We start from the raw sequence: 12763 nt of genomic DNA on the forward strand, positions 1-12763 counted from the left end.
TTGACGCGCACGCAGGACCGGTTCGACCATCAGCGGCGCCTCGCCGGCCGACACCCACGCAAAACGAGTGCAGAGCCCGCATGCCGCTTTTGCGATCTTTGCAAAATGTATCTATAAATTGGCGGCGGACATCGCGAACGGCGGGGAACGGGGCTGTCATGACGAAGTCATTGAAGGTGGCGATTGCCGAAGGCCTGCCCCCCCAGACGCTGTTCAAGCTGCGCTCGATCAAGCGCGCGCTGATGGGGCAGCCGCCCCCGGAACGGCCGCAGGCCGCTCCGGAGCCAGAGCCCCAGCCCGAGCCTCAACCGGCCCCCGCGCCGGTCGTCGAAGCGGTGTCGGAGCCGCGGACGCGGCAGACCGAAGCCCTGGAACGGCTCGACGCCCACAAGATCAGCGCACCGTACCTGTTCTTCGACATCGACGACGTCCTTATCCTCCCCGCCAAGGAGATCGCGCGCACGCTGACCTTGAGCGTGATGTACATCAACAGCGCCGACGTCAAAGGCGATATCGCCGAATTCGGCACCATGGGCGGTTTCACCGCACGCACCCTGGCGAACGCGATGGTGTTCGACCCGCGCTATCAGCCGAACCAGCCGCTGCGCAAACTGCGCCTGTTCGACAGCTTCGAGGGCCTGCCGGAAATCACGGCGCAGGTCGACCTCGAGTCGCAGCACGTGAAATCGGGCACCTGGTCGAAGGGCGGCTGCCGGATTCTCAGCGCCGCGGATCTGCGGACCATGGTCGAGGCCATCATCCCGCCCAGCCGGGTCGAGATCTATGAGGGCTGGTTCGCCGACACGGTGAAGCTGCTCCCGGACGACACGCGCTTTGCGCTGATCCATTTCGACGGCGACCTGTATTCGTCAACCATGGACGCGCTGGTGCCGTGCTTCGAACGCGGCTTCATCTCGAAGGGCGCCGTGCTCTGCTTCGACGACTGGAACTGCAACGAGGCCGACCCCGAGGCCGGCGAGCGCAAGGCCTGGGCCGACCTCGTCAGCCGCTTCAACATCGTCGCCAGCCATTCCGGCGACTACTCGATCCAGGGTACCAAGTTCATCATTCATTCCTATCTCGGAATGAAGCCGAGGGCTTGAGCAGCATGCGCTTCGCTTTCATTGCGTCGCGGCCCCATGCGGTCAGAGGGTGAGTGCATGAGTTGTCCCTACACCACGCTGCCCGCGAGCAGCTTCTGGCGGCAGGCCGTTGCCGAGCGCAGCCCATCCGATCTCGATCCTCATCTGACCGCGCGGCTCCGCTTCGGTCCAGATCAGCGCGTCGCCTCGGCCGGCAGTTGCTTCGCGCAGCACATCTCGCGCGCCCTGAAGGAGCGGGGCTACAATTACCATGTCACCGAGCCCGCACCGCCGCATCTGACGCCCGAGCAGGAGGAGCGCTTCGGCTATGGCGTGTTCTCCGCGCGCTACGGCAACGTCTACAGCACCTTGCAGCTTCTGCAGTTGCTGCAACGCGCCTTCGGAGCTTTCCGGCCAGCCGATCAGTTCTGGACAAACAGCGACGGCTGGGTGTTCGATCTGCTGCGCCCCCGCATCACGCCGCGCGGCTACGTCTCGATGGTCGAGGCCGAAGTCGATCTGAAGCAGCATTTGCAGGCGGTGCGGCGGCTCTTCGAAACCACCGACATCTTCATCTTCACGCTCGGTCTGACCGAGAGCTGGGTGTCCAAGCTCGACGGCACGGTGTATCCGACCTGTCCGGGGTGCGGCAGCGCCGGCGACTTCGACGATGCCAAATACGCGTTCCACAATCTCTCGGTCATGGAGACCACCGGCTATCTTGCCGAGGCGATCAACCTGATGTCGGCAGCCAATCCGCGCCTGCAGATCATCCTGACGGTCTCGCCGGTCCCGCTTGCGGCCACCATGGAGCCGCGCCACGTGCTGCAGGCCACGGCCTATTCCAAGAGCGTGCTGCGCGTCGCCGCGGAGGAGATGGTCCGGCGCTACGACAACGTGCATTACTTCGCATCCTACGAGATCATCACCAATGCGAAGAACGCGGGAGCGTATTTCGCCGACGATGCGCGCTCGGTCACGTCCGAGGGCGTCGCGCGCGCGATGAAGCTGTTCTTCGCGCAGTTCACCGGCGAGGACGCTGGCGCAGAGGTGCGATCCGCACGTGATGACGAACGAACGCAACCGGCGGCTCCTCCGACCGCGCCGCAGATCATCTGCGACGAGGACGAGTTCTACCGCGCACTGGCCGCGAGCCGTAACAACTGAGGACGAGCGGCGGCTGCGGCCGAGCCTGTGATGTGAGGGGACGTATCAGCGTGGACACCGAGCTCGAAGCGGTTCTGCCGGTCTATATCGTCGGCGACAGCCATTCCCTGCCGTATCGGAACATGGTGTTCCGCGAGCGCTGGACCGGCGCCTGGGTGATGGCCCGCACCAAGTACATCCCCGGCGCCACGGCGCGGGAGTTCTACGATCCCGCCACCGGCGAGTTTCATCCCGACTTCATCGCCTTCCTCGAATATGAAGGCCTGGTCCGGAACGGACGCGCGACGCATCTGTCGATGGACGAGGCCGATTTCGCCATTGCCAAAGCGGTCGGCCAGGCCGTGCGACCGCCGCTGATCATGATCACCGTCGGCGAGATCGACGTTCGCGGTCCGCTCCTGCAACTCCTCAAGGACACCCACGACTTCGTTCCGCCGTTCGCCACGACGCTGCCTCTGCTCGACAAGCCGCTGGTGCCGTGGGATCTCATCGACGAGGCGATCGAGGCCCGGCTCGGGCCGTTCGTCGCCGGGCTCGATCAGCTGGTCAAAGCCGGCTTCAAGCGCGTCTACGTGCAGAGCGTGGTTCCTCCGACCCGGCAGGAAGCGCGCATCCGCGAACTGCAGAACTACGACTGCCCGGTGTCGGTGCGCACCAAGCTGGTCCAGGCGTTCAACTGGAAGCTGGCGCAGAAGGTGCGTTCGGTGAACCTGTTCATGATCGACCGCTGGTCAGACCTGACGGACGGCGATCTGTTGCGTCCGGAGTTCGATTTCGACGGGGTGCATCTGCCGCCGAAGGGCGCCCGTCTCCTGCTCGAGGCGCTGATCGATCACGCGATCGACAGCCGCGGCCTCGTCGCCAATCATCCGCGATACGAACTGTATTATCGAATGGCGTGCGGCCTGGACCCGTTCCAGCCGACCAAGCCGAACGCAGCATGAGGACAGCATGGCCTTGGGATCGATGATCAGCACCGCCAAGCAGCGACTCAAGGGCGGCGTCAACCAGGCGCTCGGCGCTCTCGGCTACCGCCTGGTGCGGGCCGACACGCTCGACCGCCTGAATGGACATCTCAGTCCTGACGCAGCCCCCGCAGACAAGAACGGCACGGCGCAGCCGCGCCGGCTGACGCTGCTCCCGGCCGCGAACAGCGCCCCGCCGCTGTGCACGGCCCATGCGCCGAAGTTCGATCCGCACAAGACGCCGAGCCAGCTCGCCGACAAGATCGTCGCGTTCCAGCAGAACGGCGTCACGGTGATCAGCACGAATCCGGAAAAGGCGACCATGTTCCGGGAAACCGAGAGCTTCGATCGCGACGTCAGCAATCGCCACTCGGCGTGGGACTGGGCCGGCAACAGCGTCGCCTCCTACACGCAGGATCTGCAGACCGGGATGCCGTCGGCCGCCCTCGTCGACTATCTGCACGCGCTGTTCAGCGGCGGCGATTTCGATTCCTTCTTCCGCGGTGTGCTCGGCTGCCCGGCCAAGGTCGCCAATGTCCGGCTGGTGCGCTCGAAGCCGCATGTGACCGAGGGCGTCGGCCCCCAGGAATGGCACAGCGACCACTGTCCCGCCGGCGTCATTCGCGGCGTGCTCTATCTCTGCGATGTCGACGAGCAGACCGGTCCGTTCCAGTATCGCGACGCCAATTACCGGGAGCACACGGTTCTGGGCAAGACCGGTGATCTGCTGGTGTTCGACGCAACCCGCCTCATGCATCGCGGCAGCCCGCCGTCGCACAAGACACGCTCCGCGATCGATCTGGTATTCATGCCGCGCATGCCCGACGAGGAGATGACGATCATGGTCGCCGGCATGAACCACTGGCCGGCGGACCCGTTCTTCGTCAAGCTGCCGAAGGAGCGGACCGCAGACGTCCACGACGCGCTGGCCGACGGACGCCGGGCTGCCAGCCTCTATTGACGCATGGCCGCCCGCTTGCACCAGGAATGGAGGACGGCTAAGCCAGGAGGCAGCAGGTGGGCTTGCGCGCGACGGCGCGCTCACCGCCGATGCCGACCTCTGGGTGGCCATGAGCGGGATCGCTCGGAGATTTCGGATGTTCATCCCGTTGCGGCCGGTGCATGCGGAGCCGGCACCGCCACCGAGCGCGGAATCCCGTCTCGGCGTAACGCCGCCTGTTGGGCGTCGCCAGGCGAACACCCCTGTTCGGCGCAGCATCATGTCTGCGCCATCCCTCAAGGTCGTTTTGCGGTCATCGAACAGCGCCGCGTTGGAGATTTGAATGCTGCAACCGTTGAAGAATGCGCTCGCCACCTCGCTGCCGCCGGACGTGCTGTATTGGATGCGCTCGGTGAAACGGGCGATCCTGTTCCAGCCGCCGCTGCCCTGGCCCTATGGAAACGGCAGCAGCAGCGCCAACGTACAGGACAGGCCTCCGGCCGTCGCAATCGCAGCCCCGTCCGCCGACACGGTCGACGACGGACGCATCATCCAGGACATCGCACTGGAGAAATACAGCGCGCGGCAGCTTCCCTCGCCCGGCGCGTATTACAGCTATGCCGACGTGCTGATCCTGCCGGCACAGGAGATCGCCAAGACGCTCACGCTGTGCGTCCAGTACATCAACAGCGCCCACGTGAACGGCGACATCGCCGAGTTCGGCACGATGGGCGGCTTCAGCGCCCGCGCAATCGCCACGTCGATGGTGTTCGACCTGCAGCGCCAGCCGCTCGGCAAGAGCGCGTCCGGGGAAAACCCGTTCCGTATTCTACGCCTGTTCGACAGCTTCGAGGGCCTTCCCGAGATCACCTCGCCGGTCGACCAAGCCGCGCCGCACGTCATCTCCGGCGCGTGGGCCAAGGGCGGCTGCAAGGTGCTGGCCGCGCCGCAGTTGAGCGCGCTGATCGGCAAGATCATTCCGCCGCACCGCTTTCAACTCTACGAAGGCTGGTTCGCCGACACCGTGAAGACGCTGCCGCCCGAGACGCGGTTTGCGATGATCCATTTCGACGGCGACCTCTACCAGTCGACCATGGATGCGCTCGTCCCGCTGTTCGAGCGCGGCATGATCTCGACCGGCGCCGTCATCTGCTTCGACGACTGGAACGCCAATCGTGCCATTCCGACCACGGGCGAACGGCAGGCCTGGAAGGAGCTGGTCGAGATGTTCGCGATCGAGGCCTCCAACGGCGGCGACTATTCGGTCGGCGGCACTCGCTTCATCATCCACTCCTATCGCGGCATCCCGGCCGATCCGACCTGACGCTGCTCACGGCGGCGGCCGCTGGGCCGGGCCGAGCAGGCTGTCGATGGTGTGGCGCGCCAGGAAGATGGCCCCGGGCACCGTGAGGTGCCCGGGATCGAATGCCGTCAATTGCGAGCCGCCCGGGCCGATCCGGCTGAGACAGCCTTCGTCGTTGCAGAACACGTCGCGCACGGAGATGTAATCGATGCCGAGCTGACGGGTCAGCTCGCGAAACAGCGCGTCGCGGCCCCGCGTCCATTCGTCGTTGGAGCGGAACAGGGTCCGCTCCGGCAACACGGTTCCGGTCTGCCGGTAGTAGTCGAGCACGTTGTGCGACAGGCCGACGCCCTGCCAGCTCGGCGGCGGTCCCATCAGCACGATCTTCGCGATCCCGTTGGCCTTGAGCAGCGCGACCGTGCGCGGCAGATCCTCGCGCAGCACGGCTTCGGCATGGCCCCAGGTGGCGTCGAGGATGACGACGTCCGGCCGGAGACGGCCGATCCGCAACACGACGTCGTCGTTGATGCTCTTGCAGAACGGGCGGGCCTCCAAGGTGTAGCCGATCAGCGGCGGGCAGGCGGAGGCCGTATATTGCGCGACGTCATAGCCGCGCTCCGTCGACAGATGCAGCAGCCCTGGATAGAGCGCCGCGCCGTAGGAATCGCCCCAGATCAGCAGCAGCGGCCGGCGCCCCTGCCCGGCGCAGTCGGCGCCGAACGCGGAGGCTGGTTGCAGCAGCAGCAGGCAGCGGCCGCGGCGCCAGTGCGAGGAGGTCTCGGAGCCCGAGAGCATGAAGCCCCTGATCTCCGGCGCGAATCGGACCGGCAGGCCGCGCGTGCTCGTCGCCGCGACGCCGATCGGGATCATCGCCGCCATCGCGGCCAGCAAAGACCCCGCCCGCCACGCGACGGGCGCGGCTCCGAACCTGATCGGCAGCTCGATGAAGCGATAGGTGAGGAAGGCCAGCACGGCGCTCAGCCCGAGCACCGCGAGCAGGATCCACGCCGGAGCCGCGCCGCCGAACTGCAGCTTGGTGAAGGCGATCAGCGGAAAGTGCCAGAGATAGAGCGGGTAGCTGATCAGGCCGACGAACACCAGCGCGGGCCACGCCAACACCCGCTGAACCAGCGTACCGCCGGCCGCAATCAGGGCCATGGTCGCCAGCACGGGCACCGTGGTGCGAATGCCGGGCCAAGGCGAGGCGGCGCTGAACGCGAAGAAGGCGACGGCGATGCCCGCCACGCCAACAGCCGCGAGCGTATTGCTGGTGGCCGCACCGATCGGGCGATCGGCGCGCCGGCGCAGCCACACCGCCAGGAGCGAGCCGGCCAGCAGCTCCCAGCCCCGCGTGGTCGGGGAATAGAACGCCCACGCCGCCTCTCTTTCGGGAGTCGACAGGCAGACCACCAGGGAGCCGCACGCGAGCGCGGCCACGATCGCCGCCTTCCGTGACGGCCATCGGGCGATCAGCACGAACATCGCGGGCCAGACGATGTAGTACTGCTCCTCGATGCCGAGCGACCACAGATGCAGCAGCGGGAGACGCTCCGCGCCCGGATCGAAATAGCCCACGATCTGCTCGTGCAGCATGAAATTCTCGATGAAGGCGGCGGCGCCCTTGATGTTGGACCCGAGCGCTTCCATCTCGGCGACCGGGAATACGAACCAGGCGATCACGAACGTCGCCAGCACCACGGTGATGAGAGCCGGGAAGATCCGGAGGATGCGACGGGCGTAGAAGGTCGCGAAACTGAAGCTGTTGTCCTCGCACTGCCGATCGATGATGCCCGTGATCAGATAGCCGGAGATCACGAAGAACACGTCGACGCCGGCAAAACCGCCGGGCAGCAGCCGCGGGAAGGTATGAAAGACGAGCACGGCGACGACGGCGATCGCGCGCAGGCCGTCGATGTCGGGACGATAGAGCAGCGCGTGCGCCCGGCTGATCGGCCGCGCATGGCGATCCGCTGCGGCCGCATGATCAAGGCTTTCGGTGATCGCCATTCTCACGCATTCCCTGAAACGCTCGCGTCTTTTCCAGAGCGCCGACGAGGTCGCGGGTGAAATCAGCCGCGCCCCTGGCGTCGAGATGGCCGCCGCCATCCCAGCTCGAATAGTCGGTCCGCGCCGGCAGCGCCGTCTCGACGCCGATCGCAGCCGCGATCTCGCGAACCTGGGTCAGGCAGCCGTGAAAATTGGGAACGAGGGTCAGGACCACGGGCGCGCCCAGCGATTGCACGAGGTCGCGCGCATTGGCGATCACGTCGGGCGTGGTGTGACAATCGGGATCGCGCGTCATCTTCACGCCCGGATTGCCGTCGGCGAGAAAGCGCGGAAACGTGCTCATGTCGGCCGCGCCGGTGCGATCATCGCGGTCGAAGCGCGGCAGCGGTCCGGATCGCGGGCCGGTGAGCGCCTGGCGCCATGGCCGCGTCACGTCCTCGAAGCGCCAGCGCAGATTGCGCCGGATGATCTCGTAGGTCGCGCCGTAGCGACTGAGCTTCGTGCTCGGGATCGGACGGACGTCGGCGCCGAACGCGCGGGTCAGGTTGCGGTGGAAGAAGTTGCCGCCGCCGCCGCCATCGTCGGCGTTCAAGATCCACAGGCGCGGATGGAGGTGATACTTCAGCGCGATCTGCCGCGCGAACTCGCCGCTGGCAACGCCGACGAACGCCATGTTGTAGAACTTCAGGCCGTAGGGCTGCTCGAGGCGCTCGCGCATGACGGTCTCGTCGAGCGCAAACGACACCAGGGATGAGCCGAGGATGATGACGTCGGCCTGGCGGGCGTTGTCGATCGACCGGCCGATGCCATGGTAGAACAGATCCTGGTCCTGGATCTCGGTGACGCTGTCGCCGCCGAAATTGCGGTACCATGACCGATCGCCGGCCCTGCTGATCGCGCTGAAATGGTCGCCGCCCTGCGCTGCCAGCCACAGGCTGACACCGCCCAGCATCGCCGCCACCAGTCCAAGCACGCTGGCGAGATAGCGGCCTCCCGCGCGGCCGAGGTCGTCGTTCCCGGCCTCGTATCCGGCGCGACCGCTCTGCTCTGTCCGACGATCCATGGTGGCCCCGGGGCGGACGACGCGGCTATTTATCGAAGCCAGGCAACGCCTCCAGCGCCTGTCTGGCAATGAAGAGGGAGCCGGGGTTAGTCAAATGGCCGCTGTCATACGCGGTCAGGTCCGATCCGTCCGCGCCGATCCGCGCCAGACAGCCGTCATCGTTGCACATCATGCGGCGCGCCGAGATGTACTGGATGCCCACGCGCTGCGCCTGCGCCTCGAGGAACTCGTCCAGCGCCCGCGTCCAATTGTCGTTGGAGCGGAATTTGGTGCGCGCCGGCAGCAGCGAATGCGTCCGGAAATAATAGTCGAGAATGTTCGCCGGCAGGCTTTCGCCAAGCCAGGTCGCCGGCGGCCCGAGCAGGACGATCTTCGGGACGTTGAGCTCCTTCAATGCCGTGACCGTTCTGTCCAGCCCGTTGCGCAGGTCGTCCGGACCATAGCTCCAGGTCGAATAGAACACGACCAGATCCGGCTTCAGCTCGGCGACCTTCTGGATGACGAAGTCGTTCGCGCCCTTGCAGAACCGCCGTTCCGGATGGACGAAACCGAGCAGCGGCGGGCAGGCGGAGGCTGTGTATTCCGCGACCTCGAATCCTCGCTCGGCACCGAAATGAGCGAGTCCCGGATAGAGCGAGGCGGCATAGGAGTCGCCCCAGACCAAAATGAGCGGATGGCGGCCGGTGCCGGCGCATTCCGGTGAGAATTCGGACGCGCTCTGATCCGGCTTCAGCAGGCATTTGTCGGCCCGCCAGAAGCGGGCCGTCTCGCTGCCGTCCAGCATGAAGCCGCGAAGCTCGGCGGGAATGCGCGCCGGCAGGCCATTGGTGCGGTCGGCGACCACGCCGACGATGCCCAGCGCGACCATGCCGCCGACGAGTCCGCCGACCTTGAGCGGCACTAGGCGCCGGCCGAAGCGGATCGGCCGCTCGATGAAGCGGTAGGTGGCCCAGGCAAGCACCAGGCTGGCCACGATGATCGCACCCATGACCCACGCCGGCACGGGATCGATGAACTGGATGCGCGCATAGGCCATCAGCGGGTAGTGCCAGAGATAGAGCGGATAGCTGATCAGGCCGACAAAGATCGCCGGCGTCGCGGACAGCACATAACGATGCACCAGCGTGCCGCTGGTCGCGATCAGGGCGGCTGCGCCCAGCACGGGCAGCAACGTGTGAACGCCTGGATGCGGGGTGAGCCGACCGTAGCGCCAGAACGCGACCACGATCGCGAGCATCGCGGCCAGCGCGATGAGCTCGCGGACGAGCGGGACGTCGATCAGCGGCCGCGGGCCGGCCTCCGCGCTGCGCCCGTTGACCCAGAGCGCCAGTCCCGAGCCGACCAGCAATTCCCAAGCCCGCGTCACCGGCAGATAGAACGCATACTCTGGCGCGCGCGGCTGCACGATCAGGCACGCGACGAACGACGCCGCCGCCAGCGCGACCGTGATCGCCAGGCTCCTGCGCCGCCATGAGCCGATCAGCATCAGCAGCAGCGGCCAGACGATGTAGTATTGCTCCTCGATCGCCAGCGACCACAGATGCAGCAGCGGCTTCTTCTCGGCGGCGAGGTCGAAATAGCCGACCTGCCCGAGCAGGATGAAGTTCTGGATGAAGACGGCGCCGCCGGCAATGTTGGTGCCGAGCGACTTCAGCTCGCGCGGCGGCAGGAAGAACCAGGCGATCAGGAAGGTGACCAGCACCACCGTGATCAGCGCCGGAAAGATGCGGCGGATCCGGCGGGCATAGAAATCGGCGATGCTGAACGTCTTCGACAGCATCTGCTTGTGGATGATCCCGGTGATCAGATAACCGGAAATGACGAAGAAGATGTCGACGCCGTAGAAGCCGCCGGGGACGGCCGCGGGAAACGCGTGGTAGAGAAGGACCGGCAGCACGGCGACGGCACGCAGGCCGTCGATGTCGGCGCGATAGCCGAGCGGGGTGGCGCGGGCTTCTTCCAGGGTCATGTTCGGTTGGGCGAAGTTCATCGGACCGTTTCGTTTCAGGAGCGATCGAGCAGAGACGCCGCATATTTGTCCAGGAAATAGCGGGACGGCCGTGAATTGCCGAAGAATCCCTGGATGTTCACACATTTTTCCCAGACATCGTCGACCGGCGGAATGACGGGCGGCGCCCCGGACGACAGATCCAGCACCTCCCGGGTGGTCTCCAGGATCTCGTCGGCGGAGCTCTCGCCGACCGTGAGGCCGGCAGCCTTGACCGTCTCATAGGTCGGGAACGTCCAGCGCCATGTCTCGGAGGTGACGTCGCTCAACGACAGCATGCGCCCCTCGCGCGTATGCACGGGCTTGAGCGAGAAGCGCGTATCCTTCGACCACAGCAAGCCGACGGAGCTCAAGGCGTTCACCATGGCGGTCGGAATGCCGAAGCTGGTCGCGACATAGGCGAAGCCCGAGGTCGTGCCGATGAACATGCGGGCACGGCGCATCAGGTGAATGTCCATCTCCGCCACCTGATCCTCGCTTCGCGCGTAGTCGACCACGCGCGGCATGTCCGGCAGCGGCGGCGCCTTGCGTCCGCCCATGCGGATCACCCAACCGCCCTGCTGGGTGATGTAGCGGACGGTCTCGAGATAGTTGCCGATGGTGGCACTGCGGATCGACTCGCCCGTTCCGAGGGTCTCGCCGCGCGCCTCGGCGTCGCGCATATGCAGGCACACGAACCAATCACCGGGCGTGAGCCCCCATTTCCGACGCAGCGACTGGTACAGCACCTCGGTCCTGTCGTCCGCCTGCATGCGCGCGTCATAGATGTCGCGCAACGGGAAACCCTTGCCCTCGCGCTCCCACTGCTGGAGTGCCATCGCGCCTGCATCGTTCCAGTACATCGTCCGGCCATCCTCGAACTGGAAGGCCTGATGCGAGTCACCGAGGAAAGGCGTCAGGCTGGCGAGCTCGTACCAGACACCGGGGGAAACGTTCTCACCCAGGGTGAGCGTCGGACAAATCTCGGAAAACAGCGACAGGAAAGGCTTGTTGGCGATCCGATCCTTGTAGGCGAGCAGGACCGGCTGTCCCTTCCACCACCCCATGCTCCGCATCATCAGGTGCACGTTCAGATGACCATTGTGACCGATCAGCGCGCTCCAATCGGGTGAGAGCAATCTGACATCGCCGAGCTCGACACCGACCCCGTCGAGCACGCGCTTCAGCTCGGCGGACGGCTTCGGAAGCTGACGGCGAAGGCGACGCTGCGTATCCAGACCGCGGCTGTACACGAGAGGAACCTTGTCCCCTTCCCCGTTGTGGTAAGTCCTCAGCAGGAGTTCGCGATAAGCATAGAACAGGTAGATGTCGAGACAGACCATGCGGTCGGGCAGATATCTGGGAAGGCTTTCCCAGTACTGCCCGGACTCGTCCAGCTTTCGAAGGACGCCCGTCGAATCGACGAGACCGAGTTCCTGCATCAGGCGAACGATCACCTCGCGGTCGCGGAAGAAATAAGGAATGAATTGCTCGACCGGGACGTCCCTCGGAACGTGATCGAACTCGACACGCCCGCGAAAAGCCCGTTCCTCATATTGAAAGTTGCGATGCTCCAACATCAGCCGGACGAAGGTCCGCATCGCCGGCGACCGCTCGGCAACCTGCTGCCAGTCGAGAAAATGAATCTGCGTCAGCAGATCCATCGAGTAGCCGTCACCGACGACGCCCGTTCCGTGCAAGGCGAGCTCGGCGATCGGGCGCTCCCCGTCCCACCTCAACCGGCGGAACAGCGGCAGCGCTTCTTTCCGGTACCCCGCGAGTAGAAGATAGAATGCCACCTCGTTCGGGTAGCGCTCCCAAACAGAGCTGTTGAATATCCAGGGCAAGTGCCGGCCCAGGAAGGGACCGCAGAAAAAGACGAAGTGGCGGTCCAGGCCCGGATGCTGGAAGAAGTGGCGGAATTGTACCGTCAGCCAAAATCTCGCCCTGAACGGCAACACCGTGAATGCCAGATTGCGCAGAAAATGCCGACCCGGAAGCCGCGCGAGAAGGCGCAATAGAGGATAATATCGGCCGAATGTACGTTCCGCGCGAGTCAGGTCGCGGACCGGAGCGCTGCCGACAGGCCGGCCCTCGGTCGAAATGGTGTCGAGCGGCAAACCGCACCTCCGGCGCAACCTCGGAAACAGCAGGCAACGATTACTGTGAAGGCCCGACCCGATCAACCCGAATCGGGCGAAAGAAGCCGCCACCTCCGGTCGGAAAGCCGCCGTCCTCGCGTGTCGCTG

9 protein-coding genes are annotated in these 12763 nt (G+C 65.6%); 5 read left to right on the forward strand and 4 right to left on the reverse strand.

Going from position 1 to position 12763, the window contains the following annotated elements:
* Positions 1 to 158 precede the first annotated feature (158 nt).
* From ACQR0W_RS20490 to ACQR0W_RS20510, 5 genes are all read left to right on the forward strand, one after another.
* Positions 159 to 1103 carry a TylF/MycF/NovP-related O-methyltransferase gene (locus tag ACQR0W_RS20490; protein WP_315712808.1) on the forward strand — a complete coding sequence of 315 codons (945 nt, stop codon included), beginning with the start codon at positions 159 to 161 and terminating at the stop codon, positions 1101 to 1103.
* A gap of 57 nt (positions 1104 to 1160) precedes the next feature.
* Entirely contained in the window at positions 1161 to 2249 is a 1089-nt protein-coding gene (locus tag ACQR0W_RS20495) for a GSCFA domain-containing protein (RefSeq protein ID WP_316169684.1), read from the forward strand.
* A 50-nt stretch (positions 2250 to 2299) separates the two neighbouring features.
* On the forward strand, positions 2300 to 3193 hold the full coding sequence (locus ACQR0W_RS20500) for a hypothetical protein (protein ID WP_315712811.1): 894 nt from the start codon (positions 2300 to 2302) through the stop codon (positions 3191 to 3193).
* 7 nt (positions 3194 to 3200) lie between these two features.
* Positions 3201 to 4175, forward strand: a complete 975-nt coding sequence (locus ACQR0W_RS20505) for a hypothetical protein (protein WP_315753236.1) — start codon at positions 3201 to 3203, stop codon at positions 4173 to 4175.
* Positions 4176 to 4497: 322 nt separating this feature from the next.
* Positions 4498 to 5478 carry a TylF/MycF/NovP-related O-methyltransferase gene (locus ACQR0W_RS20510; protein ID WP_315712815.1) on the forward strand — a complete coding sequence of 327 codons (981 nt, stop codon included), beginning with the start codon at positions 4498 to 4500 and terminating at the stop codon, positions 5476 to 5478.
* A gap of 6 nt (positions 5479 to 5484) precedes the next feature.
* Here the strand turns inward: ACQR0W_RS20510 and ACQR0W_RS20515 are convergent, their stop codons facing one another.
* Genes ACQR0W_RS20515 through ACQR0W_RS20530 form a run of 4 tightly spaced genes read right to left on the reverse strand, consistent with a single transcriptional unit; the run spans position 5485 to position 12727 of the window.
* Positions 5485 to 7464, reverse strand: a complete 1980-nt coding sequence (locus ACQR0W_RS20515) for an acyltransferase family protein (protein WP_315712817.1) — start codon at positions 7462 to 7464, stop codon at positions 5485 to 5487.
* Positions 7442 to 8527 (reverse strand): hypothetical protein, encoded by a 1086-nt coding sequence (locus ACQR0W_RS20520; protein WP_315712819.1) that lies wholly within the window; start codon positions 8525 to 8527, stop codon positions 7442 to 7444. The genes ACQR0W_RS20515 and ACQR0W_RS20520 overlap by 23 nt, the downstream gene beginning before the upstream one ends.
* A 25-nt stretch (positions 8528 to 8552) precedes the next feature.
* Positions 8553 to 10517, reverse strand: coding sequence for an acyltransferase family protein (locus ACQR0W_RS20525; protein ID WP_316186973.1), 1965 nt, complete (start codon positions 10515 to 10517; stop codon positions 8553 to 8555).
* 14 nt (positions 10518 to 10531) lie between these two features.
* The gene (locus ACQR0W_RS20530) at positions 10532 to 12727 is read right to left on the reverse strand and encodes a TIGR04372 family glycosyltransferase (RefSeq protein WP_434840826.1); all 2196 of its coding nucleotides are present in this window, start codon (positions 12725 to 12727) and stop codon (positions 10532 to 10534) included.
* Positions 12728 to 12763 lie beyond the last annotated feature (36 nt).

It is taken from the genome of Bradyrhizobium sp. HKCCYLRH1034 (assembly GCF_051168375.1).
In the GTDB taxonomy this organism is placed as follows: domain Bacteria; phylum Pseudomonadota; class Alphaproteobacteria; order Rhizobiales; family Xanthobacteraceae; genus Bradyrhizobium.

Bases quoted from the DNA above. Each gene is read 5' to 3' on its own strand.
- ACQR0W_RS20520 (WP_315712819.1), bottom strand. From the start codon at position 8,527: ATGGATCGTCGGACAGAGCAGAGCGGTCGCGCCGGATACGAGGCCGGG.
- ACQR0W_RS20510 (WP_315712815.1), top strand. From the start codon at position 4,498: ATGCTGCAACCGTTGAAGAATGCGCTCGCCACCTCGCTGCCGCCGGAC.
- ACQR0W_RS20515 (WP_315712817.1), bottom strand. From the start codon at position 7,464: ATGGCGATCACCGAAAGCCTTGATCATGCGGCCGCAGCGGATCGCCAT.
- ACQR0W_RS20490 (WP_315712808.1), top strand. From the start codon at position 159: ATGACGAAGTCATTGAAGGTGGCGATTGCCGAAGGCCTGCCCCCCCAG.
- ACQR0W_RS20505 (WP_315753236.1), top strand. From the start codon at position 3,201: ATGGCCTTGGGATCGATGATCAGCACCGCCAAGCAGCGACTCAAGGGC.
- ACQR0W_RS20525 (WP_316186973.1), bottom strand. From the start codon at position 10,517: ATGAACTTCGCCCAACCGAACATGACCCTGGAAGAAGCCCGCGCCACC.
- ACQR0W_RS20495 (WP_316169684.1), top strand. From the start codon at position 1,161: ATGAGTTGTCCCTACACCACGCTGCCCGCGAGCAGCTTCTGGCGGCAG.